The following is a 17,783-nucleotide window of genomic DNA, read 5'->3' on the forward strand; positions in this document are numbered from 1 at the left end:
CGCAACCAGCGCGGAATATACGGTTCACTGCAGTGCTAAACAACAAAAAGCCAACGCAGAGGCGCAAAGGCGCAGAGCAAAAAACCAGCACAGGTTTAAAACGTCGTATTGCTATCGGTTTAAATACGAATTTGGCCTTTCTCTGCGTCTCTGCGTCAAAAGGTTTTCCTTCACAGTATGAAGAGGATATTTTTCAATTAATTGCGCCAAGGCAGAGCGCTCGGCGCTGAGTTGCGCGCTGCTGTTGGCCATAGCCAGCTGTATGCTTTCATTGCAATAAAAGCCACCATTCACTTGCGAGGCCTGCATCACGGTAGCGCGAAAACGCGCAAATAATTCGGCCGATGGCGCAATGCCATTGCACCAAAAATCATCCAGCGCCCCCTGAAAAGTCAGCCCGGCCACATTGTAAATTGGATTGCTCAACGTAATGGTTGGGCAGCCCAATTCAATCGCCAAACTACCCGCCGTACTATTGACCGTCACCATGCCGCTAGCGCGCTCAATTAAATAATTAATCACCCCGCCCTCTAAATACACCATGCGCTGGGCGATATCGAATTGCGCTGCGGCTTGGGCAATAAATTCAGCGTAATTTTCTAAACCATAATCTAAAGGATGGTTTTTAATCACCAACAAACTATCGCTAGGCGCATGGCGGGCAAACGATTGCATCACATGCAAAATAAACTGCTGCATATGCTCAAATTGCGAATGCTGGCGAATTTGTGCATCACTATTAAGCTGCAATGGCATTAAATAAAACGGCGTAGTCGAATGCAATAATTGCGCTATTTTGGCCGATTCGGTTTTTTTATTTATTTTGGCCAATACATTACGCCGCAAAAATCCGGCATATTCAATCGGCGCAATCACCGGCGCATGCGTTTGATAACCCGGATACAAAATTGGATTCCAGCAGCCCGCCAAATGATAAGCCACATCATGCGCCGATCTGACTTTGAATTTGGTTTTAAACATTTGATATTCAAATGAATGCTGTGCCAATAAATCTTGCCCCACTTGCCAATACCAATCGGCATCACGCGGCAACATTGAATTAGCATTCACCCCACCGCGCTCTAAGGTAATCCAATGCGGGCGGAAATAACCTTCTTCAAAAGCATGCACCTCAATACCCAGCTGCTTGGCCAAAGCAATCGCCGGTATATGCACCGGCCGACAATCACCAAACACCACAATATCGCTAATGGAAAACTGCTGATATTTTTGCGCCAAATAATCGCTTAAACCATTCACATCACCACGGTAATGCCAAGCAGGCATGCGCCAATACAAATCATCACCGGCATTAAAATTAAGCTTATAAACCTTATGCCCAGCCGCACGCAATTGCTGCGCCAATTCTCTAAAAAATGGCGAACAAATACCCTGCAATAAAAGAAATACTTTTTTATTCATTCGATCCTAAAACAAGCCAACACATACAGTTTACGTAGGGTGGAATAAGCAAAGCGCATTCCACCAAAACCAGCGCACCCCCATGCCCTCACCGAGCAACGCCGCCCAATCGGTGAACGGCGGGGGGAATGCGAGCGAACAAAGAATGCGGGGGGAACGGTGCGGGTAGTGATGCGGTTAGTGGTGCGGTTGGTGGTGGAATGCGCTTCGCTTATTCCACCCTACACTCACCAACTCCCCACTCCCCAACCTAGCCCCACTCCCCACCCACTCCCTACTCATCGGCCAAGGCCATGGCGCGGCGGATGATGTCGGGGGCGATTTCTCGGGGCTCGCCGCCGTGGCCGGATTCGTGCTCATACACCAACGATTCAATCGGCCCGGCGCGGTCGCGCGCCAAACTGGCGTCCAACTTAAAATGCGCGCAAAGCGGCACAAAATACTGCTTAAAATGAAAAAAATCCTGCGTGTTTTGCACATACAAACAGCGCATATCGGGGCTGGATTCAATCGCCACAATCGCATTAAATTGCGGATCGCCCTGCGCCAAAACGCTGGGATTATTTTTATTCGGAAAACATTTTTCAACAAAATTGGTAAACAAACGCGCCGGCTGAATTTGCCACAAATGCGTTTGGGTATTAATCGCCACGGCGGTAGCGTTTTTTAAGCGCGCCGCCAATTGCATCGCCGCAAAGCCCCCCGCCGACGAGCCATAACTAATCACCTGCTTTGAGCTCAAACCCAATGATTGCGCCACATGCTGGGTAATTTGCGTTAAACCATTCAGGCCATCAATCGACTCCGTGCCCAAATACCACGCCGTTTGCGGCCCGGCGGGCAAATAATGGCAAGGATCAGAAATATACAAAACGCTACCGGGGAATAAATGCGTAAACGTCAGCCGATCAAACTTGGGAATCGGGTGCCGATTGGGCGTACGCAAACCCGACAACACCACAAACAAATGCTCGCCTTTTTGCGGTGCAAACATGCAATCAAAGCGCAAACCATCCATTGCCACGCTAAATCGACCATGCGGAATAATCGCTTGGCTAAATTGGGCAAAATTGGCGAAATGAAACTGCTCTGGCTCTAATAAAAACAACAACTCACGGCGCAGTTTTTGTTTTTGATTCCTCAGCGCCGTCGTTTCTGGCTGCCGTATCAAAGCCCACAATTGCTTGGATTTATGATAAATCGGCATACTGTTACGCAGTATTGACTTGCACTGCTCAAACCAGCGCCGCCCGTAGGCAATACCCCTAGCTTTTAGATTCAAAATTGCGCCAACCCCATTAATTGCCGCCGAATCTTATGCCACCAGCGCGGCCTAGCCGCTGGCGTATCACGCCACGCCATCAATTCATTGAGCACTTGCTCGGGCGACGTATATTGCCCGGTAATCCGGCTGATATAGCTCGGATATAAAATCAACGCCGCCGCCACCAGCTCATCCAAATTGCGCCGAGTAGTGCGCCGTGAGCACTGCATCTTGTCATCCGTTAGCCCCCAACCGGCATAAAACGGCATACCCCACACCACCACCGGCACCTGCCGCAGCAAAGCCTCAAAACCCGTCAGCGACGTAATCACATGCACCGCATCCACCTGTGCAAATAAATCTGTTACCGCAATATGCTCAACCACCTCATCGCACCATTGCTCGGCCGCATGCTCATCCAAACCTTGCGCGCGCAAACCCGCCAACACATCGGGATGCGGCTTATACACCACATACGCATCAGGATTGGCCGCGCGCACCGCCTGCAACAAACCCATATTGCTGCACACCTCGCCCGCGCCAAACCGAATCGACGCATCCCCCTCAACCTGCCCAGCCACCAATAGCACCCGCTCAGCTTGAGGCCGCTGCCAACCTTGGCTTTGCCCCACATTGTATTTAGTCAGCCCCGCCGCAACGATGCGCTGGCGCAATGCCTTGGCGCGCAACTGTAAAGCGCGGTCTAGCGTTGCCGTTTGCAATAAATGCTCTAAATCAGACGGCTGAGTGGCATCAAAATAAATCCCGCTGCGATCAAACACCCAAGACATTGGCGCAATCAAATGCGCGCCCAAGCCCACCGAGCGCAAAAAGCCATCCTCAATACGGATAATCGGATTAGGCAAATCGGCCAACTGGGCATCGTGCTTTTTGCCCCACGCCACAATCGCCGTATCTGCCGCCGGTTGCCGCGAAAACCAGCGCCACATCGACACCGAACTACCTTGGCAAAAGCGCTGCACAATCGGCTGCTTCCAGCGCGAAAAACCATACGCCACCAAAGATTCGGGCAAGCGCGCACGGCAGCGCCGCTGCAAAGCCAAATGCGCCAAAACGCGCTCCACCTCGCACAACTGGCCAGTCTCTGGATCGATATATCGGGGATACGCCACCAAAGCGGCATGAACCAACTGCAATAAACTCACATGACTACGCCGGCTAATCTGGGGTATCTCATCCTGAGTCAACCCCCACCCTGCGTAGAAAGGCATACCAAAGCAACGAACCGGAATACCCCACAGCAAGGCATCAAAACCCATTTGCGAGGTCACCACATACACCCGCGCCGCCAAAGGCAATAAATCCGCCGGATGAATATCATCGGCCAACACCAAAATCCGTGGATTAGCCTGCAACACCGCCAAATCAAAATGCCCGCGCTTGCGGCCAGACATCACCTCGGGATGGATTTTAACCACCACCTGCTGCGCTGGATTTTCGGCCAGAGCCGCCGCCAACATCGCATCAAAATGCGCCGCCGAGCCGCTGCCATACTGAATCGCCGCATCGCCATAGGTTTGATCCACCACCAACACAAATGGCTGAGCAAAATCAGCCGCAGTCATGCGTTGATGATTGTATTTAGACGTTTTGGCCGAGCGCCAAGCCTGCACCAAAGCTTTGGCCCGCGCCGCTTGATCATCCGCCAAAGGCATCGCAATCAACTGCTCTAAACGCGAAGGCCGCCGCGCATCGTAATAAATCCCAACATCATCCACCACAATCGACAACGGTGGCACGCCCTGCCCCATGCCCACCGAGCGCAAAAAACCATCCTCAAGCGCCCAATACGGCAAGCCATGCTGCGCGGCATACTCGCGCGCCTGCCGAGTCGTCGGCCGCAAGCCCCAACCCAACACCGCCGTCACCACCAACGAAGCATCCGCAGCAATTTGCTCTGGCGAATAAATCGGCTGCGAAAAAAACGCCGATTTAGCCAAGAGCTGACGAATTTTTTTGGAAAAAACCAAAAATCCAGAATGATTATTCAAGAAAGCCAATCCAGCTAAAGCAATTAAACAAAATCATAAATTTGCAAAATACCCACCACCTGCTCATCAGAATCCATCACCACCAAAGTGCTGAGTTTTTTCGACTGCATGTATTCTTCGGCAAATGCAAAAGTTTCATTCTGGCCAATCACCCGTGGATTTTTGCTCATGATTTGGCTCACCACCAAAGCATTTAGGTCGGGATAAGCACCAAAAGCACGGCGAACATCACCATCGGTAATCACCCCAATTAATTTGCCTGCATCCATCACCAAAGCCATACCCAAACGCCCAGCCGACAAGGTATGCACCGCATCGCGCATTGCCGTATTCGGTGAGCAAATCGGCAAATTGGTTTTATGCATCACATCGGCCACCCGCGTTAGCAAACGGCGGCCCAAGCTACCACCGGGGTGAAAGCGGGCAAAGTCTTCAACTTTAAACCGCTTCATCGTCGATAAAGCCACCGCCAGCGCATCGCCCATCACCAACGCCGCCGTCGTCGACGACGTAGGCGCAAGATTGTTATTGCAAGCCTCGCTCTCAACACCCACATCGAGCACGGCATGTGCATGCTTGGCCAACGTTGAATTCACGCCGCCAGTCATCGCAATAATTTGATTTTGTTGATACTGCAAAAACGGCAAAATCCGCAGCAGCTCTTCGGTTTCGCCGCTATTGGAAATCATAATCACCACATCCGTCGGGCGAATCATGCCTAAATCGCCATGAAATGCCTCACCCGGATGAACAAAAAACGCCGTCGTACCCGTTGATGCCAAGGTAGCGGCGATTTTTTTACCAATAATCCCCGATTTACCCATGCCAACGACCACTACACGGCCAGTGGCTGCGCAAATCATCTCGGTTGCCACGCTAAAATGATGGTCCAATCGTTCGGCCATTTTTTCTAACTCGGAGACTTCTGCTGCCACCACTTGCCGAGCCAGCGTAAGTACATTGACTGAATCGTTCATTATTTTGTATTCCTATTGCTTAAGATCACTGCGCCACATTCACAATGTGCTGCATAAAACCATCGGCACTATTAAAAACAGCCGCCTTGCCTTGCGCTAATAAAATCCGATCTGCCAACTCGCGAAAAGCACCATGACCACCCGCCGTTTGCAACACTTCGCTAGCCCGCTGCTGCACATAGCTTGGCGCATCGGCCACCGCAAACGACAAACCGCAGCTAGCAAACGCCGGTAAATCAATGCTGTCATCACCCAAGCACGCCGTTTGCGCCGCAGTAACGCCAGCTTGCGCCATGAGTTCGAAGCAAGCCTTGGCTTTGTCTTTAACGCCATACGCCGCCAAACTCACGCCCAAATCGGCGGCTCGCTTACGCAAAGTTGGCGAATCACGCCCAGACAATAGCGCCACCCGCACGCCGTTTTCTTCCAGCATGCGAATACCCAAACCATCACGCACATGAAACCGCTTAAGGCATTCACCCGTTGCATCGTAATAAATGCCGCCATCCGTTAGCACGCCATCCACATCGCTAATCACCAAGCGCACTGCCGCCAATGGATTAACGGCCACCTCGGGTAGGCCCAACATCATCGCGCGCACCCGCTCCAAACACGCCGGGGTATCAACCCCCGGCCCGGTTGGTTCGACTTGCAACATACGAATCGAGAAGCCCGCAGTCAGTAAGCGTAATTGCTCCAAAGACTCGGTTTGCTCCAGCATCGGTACCGGCATTTGCTGATACGCCGCCAACACTGCCGCCCGATACGCATACACGCCAACGTGCTTAAAATAGCGTGCGCTCTGGGCATCACGCGGATAAGGAATCGGCGAACGGCTAAAATACAAAGCCTCGCCTTGATTACCCATCACCACCTTAACTGCGTTTGGATTCAGCGCTTCATCGGCATCAATCGCATGGCAAAGTGAGCCCACCGCCGCAGTCGCATCCGATTGCATCAGCGCCAACAAAGCCGCCAAATCATCGGGCCGCACCAAAGGCTCGTCGCCTTGCACATTCAGATAAATATCCGCAGGAAAAGCCGCCATCACTTCAACCAAACGATCTGTACCCGAAACATGCTCGCTCGACGTGAGCATGGCTTGGCCGCCAAATTGCTGCACTGCCGCCATCACTCGCGCATCATCCGTCGCCACCACCACGCCAGCCACACCGGGCACTTGCATTGCCCGCTCGTAAACATGCTGAATCATGGGCTTGCCCACTAAATCAGCCAGCGGTTTACCCGGTAAACGCGTAGAGCCATAGCGGGCAGGAATCACAATTAAAGCCGTCTGCATTTGCCGTAATCCTTAATCAATCACCAACGGCGGGAAAGATTTAACCAAATCATCAATCGCCTTAATCTGCGCCAAAAATGGCTCTAACTGATGCAAAGGCAAGGCACTTGGGCCATCGCATTTGGCCTCAGCCGGATTAGGATGCGCCTCTAAAAACAGTCCAGCCAAACCCACCGCCATACCCGCGCGCGCCAAATCCAGCACCTGTGAGCGACGACCACCCGAAGCCGCGCCCAAAGATTCGCGCTGCTGCAAGGCATGCGTCACGTCAAAAATAATTGGCAAATCGCCGGTGACTTTTTTCATCACGCCAAAGCCCAGCATATCCACCACTAAATTGTCGTAACCATGGCAAGTACCGCGATCACACAAAATCAATTGCGAATTACCAGCTTCTTTAAATTTTTCAACAATATTGAGCACTTGGCCGGGGCTTAAAAACTGCGGTTTTTTAATATTGATTGGCTTGCCGGTTTTGGCCAAAGCCACCACCAAGTCAGTTTGCCGCGCCAAAAAAGCCGGTAATTGCAAAATATCGCAAACCTCGGCCACAGGCGCGGCCTGCCAAGGCTCGTGCACATCGGTAATGACCGGCACACCAAATTCGGCCTTCACTGCTTCAAAAATCCGCATCCCTTCTTCTAAACCCGGCCCGCGATAAGAATGAATCGAAGAGCGATTGGCTTTATCAAAAGACGCTTTAAAAACATAAGGAATACCCAATTTTTGAGTAACCCGCACATATTCAGCGCAAGTTTTTAATGCGAAGTCTTTTGATTCAAGGACGTTGATGCCACCAAAAAGCGTAAATTTATTTTTATTGCTAACAGAGTTATTAGCATTTTTTGTGAATTCAATCATCAATTATTCAACTGTAAGGTTTTAAGAAAACTTTCAACAACTTCAAGATCTATAGAATAATCCGATTCACGCGTAATAGTACTTACATTGTCATCACAAGAAAAAATTGAATAGTAATATTTGATACCTTTACACAATGCCAAATCACGATAACATCCATGTAACCATTCTGACGAGAATAACTCATAAAGAACTTTCAAGTTTTTAGCATAAACAAGATTAGTTAAACCCGCGCCATGCGGTGCAATTACAATTTCAGCATCCTTGATTAATTCAACTTGCGATGAAAAATTCAACCCAGAGAATGTTACTACTTCGAAATCATATTCTTTCAACAAAGAAATCAAATTTGATTCATTAATTATCCTTCTTTGTGGCGCATCCAATCTAGAGATGTAAACCCGTTTTTTTGCAATAACATCGCTACTATTTTTTACAGTAGACAATGCCAATTTATTGTAAATTGGCAACATTTGCGGAATTATTCTAGGTATAAAAGTAGATGTACTTGGCACAAGTATAGATTTAGCTTTTATTGCCACCGCACCTTCATACTCAATAACTTTTTTCAAATTTAAACCAGCTCGCTCTAATATTTCACGCTGCATTGTAGATAGTCGAGGCGCTAATATAAATGAATTTTTCCTTTTCTTAATTTGATCGAGATAAATCAAAATTGGCATGTAAAAAAAATGCCAATGATAATGATTTTGATGTGACTGTGGCGATGACATAACAAACAAACTAACATCGCCAAAATCTAAAATAGGGCATTGAATATTTACGGCCAGCTCCGTATGGTCAATGATACCAGCTTTATTTAAATCATCTATTCCATAGGAAAAATCATCAACGGGCCTACGATTACTATCTAATATAGAGTGTCTTTTGTCCATTCCACCTTTTCTAGGTAGAAGGTATGAATTTGGAAATTCATACAATCCAACTGTTGAATATTCTGACCTATTCCATTCAACAAAAAATTTTTCATCTGAAGATCCAATTTTTGTAGGTTTAGCTGTGAAATCAAAATTATCGGAATCGAAATTATATCGACAAGACAACTCTGCAACAGACTCACTAAAATCAGACATTTTTAAATTAAACATATATTTATCAAAAAACAACAAAGAACCTTTTAAAAAAGGATTATCAACGACTTAAAAAATAAAACCCTATAGAATTAAATTCAAAAACTCCCTAGGGGCTATACGCAACATAAATACCTACAAAAATCCACATTAAGAACAAAACAAACCATCAAAGTCTTCGCATCTTAAGTAAGGAGCAAGAAAAGAACTCTGATTACAAATAAAAGTTCGAATACTACATGCAGCTAATTTATTTGCGGCATCTGCGATATTAAAAATTTGCACTCCAATTTTCGAGTCCTCTAACTGAGCATTACTTTCAGAATAAAATCGTGCAGTTTCGCCATAATAATTTAAATCCACACCCAAAATTACAATTTCAGATGCGCCTAAATAATGAGCCAATTGCAATGCAAGCATGGTTGTTGTACAACCATAATGATAACCATTATTTAAATTATATGAAAATCCATCTCTAGACAATGGATTTACATAATATGTATTTTTATTTGCCACAATAGCACTATCATCATTCAGATCCAAATCTGAACGTAACACTCTAATTGTATCTGGCGACAACATCGTTGTTGCCATTGCTCTTTTTTCAGGATGATTTAAAAAACGAGCATCGGACACTGTGTAATATTTTTGTGTAAATCCATACTTCTCTTCTAACAGAGTTGAAGCATTCATTCCAATACAAATTTCATTTTTTAATTTTGATAAGTCATGCTTTAAAATCGAAGGTCCATTTCCGAGAATAAAAACTCGCTTCCCTTTTTCAGCATTTTTTAGTTTTTTAATTTTTAAGCGCATTTTCATAAACCTCAAAAAATCTTTTAACCAACTTTGTTGCAGTTAAATATTCAACAAAGAACTGATTTGAAGCAGTTTGATATTCTCTTGTTAAGCTTGGGCTTTTTGCCAATTCGAGCAATGCATCTAATGCGTTATTTTCATCAACATAATAAAATGGTGGCAATACACTTGCATTTGAAACTGCGCTTAACATTGATTTAGATACATGATCAGCAGCATTAATAACTACATTACCCGCACACAAGCCCTCTAAACTCACTTGATGATATGCACCTGTAACAATTTCATCAATTGAGGCATGACAAGTTCGACGCAAATCTAATAAGCTTGATGGATGTAAAGGCTGTTCCAACTGAACTAAATCAATCAAATTGCATGCTTTTAATGCATTTAATGCGACATCTAATTTTTCACTGCATTTTGAATTCCACCGTCCACCTCGATTATGCGATGGCGTAAACATAATTCTTAAAGGCTCGGTGTCTTTTCTTAAATTAATAGATGGCATATCCATCACTAAGTTTGGCACCAATGTGTAATCAGGATATTGCCGTGGTTGATATTGAGCGACAGTCAATTTTTCAACAAAATCTACACCTTGAAATTCACTACGATCAAGATATAAAGGTCCTTCCCTTTTTGGTGAATGCACTTGGTATATACATTTTGCTGTTGGTGCAAATTTCTGTATTAGTTCGCACAATGAATTATCAATTTCATTATGAACATGAATAATATCTGCTGACTTTAATTTTCCATTAAAATAATCAATTACCGATGAAGATGCATTATTAATAACAATCGTGTTATCAATAAATTTACCAAACAACCCACCCTTATCAGGGTAATCTGAAAGACAAAAAGATGTTGACTTACCACCTGCTAAATTAATTGCTTTAGATACTTTACCCGGCGCACCAACCAATGGTGTTCGTGCCAAATGAACTACATTAAAATCTAACATCGATTCGCACTCCATTCATTAATGCTTTTTCAATAAACAAGATCATCGATGCTTGATCTGGTGCTTTTAAAAAATCAACGTAAGTACAAAATATGGATTCAGCAACATAAAGATTACTCATGTTTTTTACTAAGAACTCACAATATTCTTTAAAATTACGACCATTCCAAACTTCATTATTTACATATGCAATAATGCCGACTCCAGATTTGGCATCAATCAATTCTGGCTTGTACATTTCCTTTCCAAATACCGGAACAAAAACATCAATATCTCTAGGGCCTAAGTCTTGAATAAATTTACGAATTGCAATAGAAACACTAGATCCATCAGACTCAATCATTTTAGTTATATACTTTATTCTATTCTCACACTCACCAGCTAATACAATTAGCCCATCAATGAGAATATCAGCTAATCTATCTTCAATTTTGACTAGTTCATCTTGAGTAACAATCAAAATAACTTTCAATGAATCAGATGCAGATCTGATTGCAGCAAGATGCTCTAACATTGGACCAAAAATAAAAACAAAACTAACTTTATTTAATTTATTTTTTTGTGCCAAATTAATTTTATTTAACAGCTGAAGTTGATCTTCATTTTCACCGCCAGTTAATCGATAATAAAGAAGCTCTTTTTGTCTTAAGGGTAAAAAGTCTTTATGCTGCCAACACTGTGTCAATATATCTTCTGCATTTTTTAAATATGCATCAGAAAACAAAAACATTGCTCTCCATTTTTCATTCGAGCTGGGTATTTCACCGAAATCAATCGACTTCTTAAAATCTACAACAGATTTTATGTTAAAAACATTAGCTACTGTCGTAGTTTTTACTAGAGTAGGTGTTGAATTATTCGTTATAATTTTTTCTTTAATTTCAACTTTACTTTCAACCACTGTATCTTTTTTTTGCTCTACTTCATCTACTGCATCTTTTTTTATTTTTTCATCTACAACTGGTGATAAAACATCAGATTTTGGTTTAAACAAAAAAGATAAAAAATTCAAATATTTTGAATCTGCGAAGTATCGATATGGATCTCTCATTAGCTTCCTAATTAGTCTACTGGTTTTACTATGAACAGGCATAAGATATTTTCCTTCAGGAGGTATAGGTAAAATATTTTTATCTGGAATGAAATTTAATACAGGCTTATCACTTAATAGCCCTGCTACTCCAACAACATAAAGATCATTAAGAATAGAAATAATATTTTTTCTATCCTCACAGTCAACTTTCTCAGTTTGCAATAATCTATTTATCTCTTTGTTGAATTGATCAACTTCCCAAGCTTTGACATTGCAATACATACTCTTTGGTAACCACTCTGCAATTCCCAAATGACTCCAGCCAATTACACTTGCTCCATTTGCTATTGCTTCAATCGCTACCATTGAATAAGTTTCAAACAAACTAGGTAAAATTAATATGTCACCAACACCAATATTTTTAGCAATCTGTTTTTTAGTACCAAATCTAAATGACCAATTATTTTTTTTATTTTTCAAATAAAAAACAAACAAACTAAAATCACCCAACAACCTTACGCCAGATTGTTTTGTTATCTCAGGTAAAAAATTTAATCCTTTTAAAGCTTCACCACGACCTAGAAATACAACTTTTCCAGATCCTTTTTTCACCAAAAAATTAGGTGTTGGGTTTGGAAATACAGCTCCGTTAATCTTGCATCCAAATAGCTCCATAGATTTAAATGTTGCTGCAGATGGTGCACTAACGTATTTAGCTCTATTTATTTCATTAATTTCTAAATCAAACTCTACTTCATCATGCTTTAATTGTTGATAATACCTACCTACTGATTTACTACCATGCAATCGAATATGAATGATTTCACTTGGCAAATACATTGATGCACACAATGTCTCTGGCACTTCAACTAAACTTATCAACTGATAGTTTTCTTTTACATATTCAGCCAAGCGAACTCTAAATACAGCTAATGTTTCACTCTCGCGCTTGCAAAATGCAATTGCATTAATTCCAAACTCTTTTAGTTTTTCAATAGCAATACGTGTATATGCACTAACTCCATTATTTGCAGAATCAAATGGATCAACTATTAGATATATTTTTTTATTTACTTCTATCCTATCCATTGAAGGTCAAAGCCCCAATACAACTGCAGCAGCCACCGCAATTTGATACACAATTTGCGTCATATCTTTTACGATTTGGCGGGTTTTTACGTCGATTTTGGGTAATACCAATACTTTATCGCCTTGCGCTACATGATCTTTGACTCGGCTATCGGTAAAGCGACCATCTTGGTGGGCGATAATCACGCGTGAATTATCGGCGTTTTGTGTATAGCCACCGGCGCTTTGAATATAATCATCTAGCTTCATGCTTTGATCAAAAGCGATGGCATTGGGGAATAACACTTCGCCGCTAATTAATACCAATCCATCTTTAATTGGGATGCGAATTAAATCGCCGTTTTCGAGTAATAGATTATTGCGCTGCGCTGAATTGGCGATAATGACTTGCCCGCTCGGCTGTATGCTTTTGGCGCGATCAATCCATTGCAAAATCAATTGCGCTTCTTCGCTACGTAGCCGCGCTTCATCGCTGGTGCCAGATCGGGCGGTGAGCACGCTGGCTTCTAGGCTTTTAAGCGCTACGGCGAGCATTTCTTTTTGCTGCTCTTTAATACTATTGCGAAATAGCTGCGGGCTATTGGCGGCGGCATTAGGGGTATATTGAATTTGCTCAAGTAAATCGCCGACTTTAGCGCCATACGGCAGCACGTATTCTTGGGCGCTCAAGTGCTCGCCTTCAACACGCACCGTGATCGATCCAGGTTTTTTGTCGGCGGTGTATTCAATGGCGTCGCCGTTATTGAGCTGCACCTCGGCCGCTTGCGCTAGCGAGTAGTAATCAATATTTTTTTTCTCGCCCGAATGCCGGGTAATCCGCACATGCGTTGCCGCTACTTGCGGCGCGGCCAAGGCCGCTAGCGCGGCTACGCTGATTTGCGGCTGACTAAATTCAAAGGTTTTGTTATTACTCGCTAGCCCGCTTACCGTGATGGTGTTTTGCCGCTGCGGAATAAAAATCACATCGCCTTCGCTCAGTTGGGTGAGCTGTAATTTACCTTTCAGCAAAAAGTCATACAGATTCACCGTGGCGCGGATTTCATTACCGCGCTTAACTTGCACAGCCAAAAAGCTGCCGCGCTCGGTATCAATGCCACCAGCTTGGTCGAGGTAATACAGCAGGCTGTCCATCGATGTGCCGCTATACATGCCGGGCTTTTTAACATTACCGCCTACAAACACCCGCACTGGCTGCGCTGCGGCTAGGCTGGCGTAATTAAATACATTGGCGCGATACACTTTTTTGATCGCTTGATCGATGATTTTTTGTAAGTCTTGGTTGCGCACGCCGCGCACTGGTATTGGCCCTACATTGGGCAAAAACAAATTGCCTTGCGGGTCGACCACTAATTCGGTGGCGATTTCTACGCCGCCCCACATCACCAGCTGGATATGGTCGCCCGAATTAATCACATAGTCGGGGCTAAATTGGCCTGCGCCATTTTTTGCAAAATTACCTTGGAATAAATTACCGCCAAATACATTGTTGGTGGTTGGCAGTTGGCTTTCTTCAATCAATCGCGCCGAGTCGGCGTAGCTTTTTTCTGCCGCAGGAATAACTGGTGCAGCTTTGGGCTTGCTGCTTAAGCTTTTCTCAGTGGTACTAGCAAGGGTAATCGGGTCTACGCTGCCTAGCGCTTGAGCTAACGGCGTAAGCGCCAACGGTAGTAAGCCAATCAATATTAATTTACGAAACAACATAACGCTTAATCCTTGTGGTCGCGAATAATCGCAACGATTAATTGCACAATACCGGCCACCATAAGTGCAATTAAAATAAATACGATGGTGTTATAAATGCGCCGTGGTTCTAGCGGGTATTCTGGCAATGATGCCGACTGAAACACGGTGATTTTTTTAATATTGCGCGCGGCCTCTATTCGGCCTTTTTCTAGTGCCACCAAAGCAGTGCGATACACTTGCTCGGCCAATTTGGCTTGGCCCTCTAATAATTTGTAATCTAATACCGTTTTATTTAGCGCCGTGCCGGCCGTTGAGGTGAGCTTGGCTTTTTCAGAATTAATTTGTTGCTCTACCGCGCTAATTTGCGCGTCGGTTTCTACCACCGTCGGTGCATCGGCATTGAGGTAGGCCAGCATGGCGGTTTTTTTAGTTTTTAATTCCGCCAAGCGCCCTTCTAGCGTGGTCACAATTCCTGCGGCAGTTTCGGCAGAGTATTGCGGCGAAACCAGTTTGTTTTTATTTTGAAAAGCAATTAATTTACTTTCTTCGGCCAGCATGCGGCTATTGAGTAGCAATACTTGTTTTTCTAAAAATCCCACTTGGTCGCGCGCGAGGTTTTGGCCGATTTGGTTCATAAATACTTCGCCATTAGCAATCATGGCCGCGACAATGGCTTGCGCCATTTTTGGCTCAAACGCTACTGCTTTAATCATTAATACGCCAGCATAATCGTCGTATTCAACGCTAACGCGGCTTAAAAAATATTTATGAAACGATTCTTGCTCGGCTTGGCTATCCCACATCCGGCTGATAATGTCGTTATTCGCATCGCTATAATGCTTGCGCAATTGCAATTGCTTATCTAGCAATCTAAGCATATCTAGCGACAATAAATATTCGCGCAATTGCAATTGGTCGGTACGACCACCGCTATTTACCCCCGACAAAATCGAGCCAAAATCCATCGCTTGCGAGCTGGCAAAATCAGTTCGCTGCACTATCACATGTGCAGTTGATACATAGCGATGTGATGCCAATAGACCCCAATACATTGCCGCGCCAAGGCAGCAAATAAATGCAATCGTAAAAACCTTATATTTCGCTAAAAACAACCCTATATTGCGCACTTGCTGATTCGCTAATAATTTAAATGGCTTAGCGGGGCCGGTTATTGCATTCATTTCTTAATGCTATCCCTATAATTTTTAATGGCGTCTTCTACATCATCAAACCAAAATGCTTCGCCTTGATGCAGCCAAATCCCTGCTTGGCAAAATTGCCTCAGCGTGCCTTCACCGTGCGATACCATAATGATGCCGGCATGGTCGGATAATTTTTTAAACGCTGCTGCGGCCTTGTCTTTAAATGCCGCATCACCTACGGCGGTAATCTCATCAGATAAATACACATCAAAATCAAAAGCTAAAGACATACCAAATAACAGCCTAGATTTCATCCCTGTTGAATAGCTTTTAACCGGCTGATCAAAGGCTTCGCCAATCTCGGCAAAGTCTTGAATAAAGGCAATTCGATTGGCGATTTCGCTCTCTTGGCCGTGGATACGGCAAATAAACTTAGCGTTTTGCCGCCCCGTTAAAGACCCCTGCAAACCACCACCAAACCCCAGCGGCCAAGACACACTACAATCGCGTCGCACCTGCCCTTTAGTCGCCTGATCCACGCCGCCAATAATTCGCAATAGCGTTGATTTACCCGCGCCATTGGCACCAATTAATCCCACATTGGTTTTGGGCGGGATAACAAAATTAACGCCTTTTAATACCCATTTACCAAAGCCATGGTCGGTTTGATAGCGCTTGTGTACGTTCTCTACGCTAATCATGCGGTCATTAGCCTTTGCGAATATCGTGAATGCAAAATCAAACCAAAAAAGATAAACACCAAGGCAAAAACAAATAAATACCCTAGATTAATCTCAGGCAAAGGCCGATAAAATGGGAAAAATCCTTGCCGGATTGACTCAATACCATGCACCAAAGGGTTGTATAACAGATAGCCTCGATAAGGCTCTGGGATTACGGAGACTGGATACATAACAGCCGATAAGAAGTATAACGGCCTCATTAATAAATCAATGACATTTGAAATATTAGGGGTCAATTCATTCGCAACAGAAAGCAATAAGCCAAGCCCCAATCCTGTTAACCACATCACAAAGATTGCTAACATAAACTGCAATGGGTAAGCCGGTAATACATTAAAACCAAATAGCGCCAGCCCAGCAAACAGCAGCACCACCGACAGCATAAAAATAAAGCACTCAACCAAGGCGCGCGCAAAAATCGTATCGACTGCCTTGACTTGCCGATAAGAAAACAAGGCTAAATTGCTCGAGATTGCGCCTTTACACATCGAATACACCCGGCTAAACATAAAATAGCCGACCAAACCCGTTGCGATAAATAAAACCGGCTCTGCCCCCGGAATAGCACGTTTTAAAAAAACGCCCATAATCAAAATAAACAACAATAAATGGGAGATAGGCTCAACCATTAACCACAACCAAGCGATACGACCGCCCGAGATACGAGTCACCGCCTCACGCAAAAACAAAGCCCTAATTACTGAATATTGAATTTCTAAACTGCTACGCATTATTAAATTAAAACCTTGATTCAATATCAATTGCAATTCGCCAGGCAAAGCGAATTCCGCGCTATTAATTCAAATGAATCAATACCGTTTTTTAGATTGTTTCAGATATATTATCTCGATTCGATCCGATATGGATGAAAGTCCCTAGCACACAATTCTTACAACACACTACTCTACAAACTAAAATTTCAATTAAATGATCGATATTTAGACTATATAATTAATTAATTAAATTCTTTCTCTTGAGTTTTTGCATTATTTTCTTGATTTTCATTTTCTTGTTTTACCTTTAATTTTTACTACCACTTAAAAAACACAAGGCCAAATAAAAAAAATTTTCCTAGCAAAAACAAAATCTTAAATCAAATGCTAATATCACCCTCCTTGATACCACCTCTACGTCAGTAAAACCGTAAGTATTAGCACAATCTAATCAACAAAATGCTTACAAAAATTCCGGCAAAACCATGACGAAAACCTTTTCCAGCATGAAAATACATTGTCATTTTTGCAACACTCCTGTCTTATTACGTATCTAATCTAATACCAATCTTGCTTTTGTCGTTATCTGACCTATATGTCACTGCGAATCTCAAACCCTCCGCACTTAACCAAGCTCCTAAACAAATAAAAACGCACCTAGAAAGCAAAG

At 44.0% G+C, this 17,783-nt stretch carries 14 protein-coding genes; all 14 read right to left on the bottom strand.

The window, feature by feature from the left end:
- Positions 1-111: 111 nt before the first annotated feature.
- The 14 genes from HQN60_RS04995 to HQN60_RS05060 all read right to left on the bottom strand — a co-directional run bounded on the left by HQN60_RS04995 (position 112) and on the right by HQN60_RS05060 (position 17,131).
- A complete protein-coding gene (locus HQN60_RS04995) occupies positions 112-1,422 on the bottom strand; it encodes a capsule polysaccharide biogenesis protein (protein ID WP_173532624.1) in 1,311 nt (436 codons plus the stop codon).
- 274 nt (positions 1,423-1,696) lie between these two features.
- A complete protein-coding gene (locus tag HQN60_RS05000) occupies positions 1,697-2,629 on the bottom strand; it encodes a hypothetical protein (protein WP_173532625.1) in 933 nt (310 codons plus the stop codon).
- Between the two features lie 71 nt (positions 2,630-2,700).
- Complete coding sequence (locus tag HQN60_RS05005) at positions 2,701-4,698, bottom strand: capsule polysaccharide biogenesis protein (protein WP_173532626.1); 1,998 nt, start codon at positions 4,696-4,698, stop codon at positions 2,701-2,703.
- Positions 4,699-4,721: 23 nt separating this feature from the next.
- Complete coding sequence (locus HQN60_RS05010; RefSeq protein ID WP_173532627.1) at positions 4,722-5,675, bottom strand: KpsF/GutQ family sugar-phosphate isomerase; 954 nt, start codon at positions 5,673-5,675, stop codon at positions 4,722-4,724.
- 25 nt (positions 5,676-5,700) lie between these two features.
- Entirely contained in the window at positions 5,701-6,975 is a 1,275-nt protein-coding gene (kdsB, locus tag HQN60_RS05015; protein ID WP_173532628.1) for a 3-deoxy-manno-octulosonate cytidylyltransferase, read from the bottom strand.
- 12 nt (positions 6,976-6,987) lie between these two features.
- Positions 6,988-7,836 carry a 3-deoxy-8-phosphooctulonate synthase gene (gene kdsA, locus HQN60_RS05020; RefSeq protein WP_173532629.1) on the bottom strand — a complete coding sequence of 283 codons (849 nt, stop codon included), beginning with the start codon at positions 7,834-7,836 and terminating at the stop codon, positions 6,988-6,990.
- On the bottom strand, positions 7,836-8,945 hold the full coding sequence (locus HQN60_RS05025; RefSeq protein ID WP_173532630.1) for a glycosyltransferase family 61 protein: 1,110 nt from the start codon (positions 8,943-8,945) through the stop codon (positions 7,836-7,838). The genes kdsA and HQN60_RS05025 overlap by 1 nt, the downstream gene beginning before the upstream one ends.
- Positions 8,946-9,077: 132 nt before the next feature.
- Positions 9,078-9,743, bottom strand: a complete 666-nt coding sequence (locus HQN60_RS05030; RefSeq protein ID WP_217390250.1) for a 6-hydroxymethylpterin diphosphokinase MptE-like protein — start codon at positions 9,741-9,743, stop codon at positions 9,078-9,080.
- On the bottom strand, positions 9,727-10,710 hold the full coding sequence (locus HQN60_RS05035; protein WP_173532632.1) for a hypothetical protein: 984 nt from the start codon (positions 10,708-10,710) through the stop codon (positions 9,727-9,729). The genes HQN60_RS05030 and HQN60_RS05035 overlap by 17 nt, the downstream gene beginning before the upstream one ends.
- Positions 10,697-12,832, bottom strand: coding sequence for a glycosyltransferase (locus tag HQN60_RS05040; RefSeq protein ID WP_173532633.1), 2,136 nt, complete (start codon positions 12,830-12,832; stop codon positions 10,697-10,699). The genes HQN60_RS05035 and HQN60_RS05040 overlap by 14 nt, the downstream gene beginning before the upstream one ends.
- Positions 12,833-12,838: 6 nt before the next feature.
- Positions 12,839-14,533, bottom strand: coding sequence for a polysaccharide biosynthesis/export family protein (locus HQN60_RS05045; RefSeq protein WP_173532634.1), 1,695 nt, complete (start codon positions 14,531-14,533; stop codon positions 12,839-12,841).
- A 5-nt stretch (positions 14,534-14,538) separates the two neighbouring features.
- Positions 14,539-15,696 (bottom strand): KpsE/RkpR family capsule polysaccharide export protein, encoded by a 1,158-nt coding sequence (locus HQN60_RS05050; RefSeq protein WP_173532635.1) that lies wholly within the window; start codon positions 15,694-15,696, stop codon positions 14,539-14,541.
- Positions 15,693-16,358, bottom strand: a complete 666-nt coding sequence (locus HQN60_RS05055) for an ABC transporter ATP-binding protein (RefSeq protein ID WP_173532636.1) — start codon at positions 16,356-16,358, stop codon at positions 15,693-15,695. The genes HQN60_RS05050 and HQN60_RS05055 overlap by 4 nt, the downstream gene beginning before the upstream one ends.
- A complete protein-coding gene (locus HQN60_RS05060) occupies positions 16,355-17,131 on the bottom strand; it encodes an ABC transporter permease (RefSeq protein ID WP_173532637.1) in 777 nt (258 codons plus the stop codon). The genes HQN60_RS05055 and HQN60_RS05060 overlap by 4 nt, the downstream gene beginning before the upstream one ends.
- Positions 17,132-17,783: the final 652 nt, after the last annotated feature.

This window comes from Deefgea piscis (assembly GCF_013284055.1).
In the GTDB taxonomy this organism is placed as follows: Bacteria; Pseudomonadota; Gammaproteobacteria; order Burkholderiales; family Chitinibacteraceae; genus Deefgea; species Deefgea piscis.

What these genes read in the sequence shown, in the direction of transcription:
- HQN60_RS05025 (WP_173532630.1), bottom strand. Translation starts at nt 8,945, where the DNA reads ATGTTTAATTTAAAAATGTCTGATTTTAGTGAGTCTGTTGCAGAGTTG.
- HQN60_RS05000 (WP_173532625.1), bottom strand. Translation starts at nt 2,629, where the DNA reads ATGCCGATTTATCATAAATCCAAGCAATTGTGGGCTTTGATACGGCAG.
- kdsA (WP_173532629.1), bottom strand. Translation starts at nt 7,836, where the DNA reads ATGATTGAATTCACAAAAAATGCTAATAACTCTGTTAGCAATAAAAAT.
- HQN60_RS05045 (WP_173532634.1), bottom strand. Translation starts at nt 14,533, where the DNA reads ATGTTGTTTCGTAAATTAATATTGATTGGCTTACTACCGTTGGCGCTT.
- HQN60_RS05035 (WP_173532632.1), bottom strand. Translation starts at nt 10,710, where the DNA reads ATGTTAGATTTTAATGTAGTTCATTTGGCACGAACACCATTGGTTGGT.
- kdsB (WP_173532628.1), bottom strand. Translation starts at nt 6,975, where the DNA reads ATGCAGACGGCTTTAATTGTGATTCCTGCCCGCTATGGCTCTACGCGT.
- HQN60_RS05010 (WP_173532627.1), bottom strand. Translation starts at nt 5,675, where the DNA reads ATGAACGATTCAGTCAATGTACTTACGCTGGCTCGGCAAGTGGTGGCA.
- HQN60_RS05060 (WP_173532637.1), bottom strand. Translation starts at nt 17,131, where the DNA reads ATGCGTAGCAGTTTAGAAATTCAATATTCAGTAATTAGGGCTTTGTTT.
- HQN60_RS05055 (WP_173532636.1), bottom strand. Translation starts at nt 16,358, where the DNA reads ATGATTAGCGTAGAGAACGTACACAAGCGCTATCAAACCGACCATGGC.
- HQN60_RS05030 (WP_217390250.1), bottom strand. Translation starts at nt 9,743, where the DNA reads ATGCGCTTAAAAATTAAAAAACTAAAAAATGCTGAAAAAGGGAAGCGA.
- HQN60_RS05050 (WP_173532635.1), bottom strand. Translation starts at nt 15,696, where the DNA reads ATGAATGCAATAACCGGCCCCGCTAAGCCATTTAAATTATTAGCGAAT.
- HQN60_RS05040 (WP_173532633.1), bottom strand. Translation starts at nt 12,832, where the DNA reads ATGGATAGGATAGAAGTAAATAAAAAAATATATCTAATAGTTGATCCA.
- HQN60_RS04995 (WP_173532624.1), bottom strand. Translation starts at nt 1,422, where the DNA reads ATGAATAAAAAAGTATTTCTTTTATTGCAGGGTATTTGTTCGCCATTT.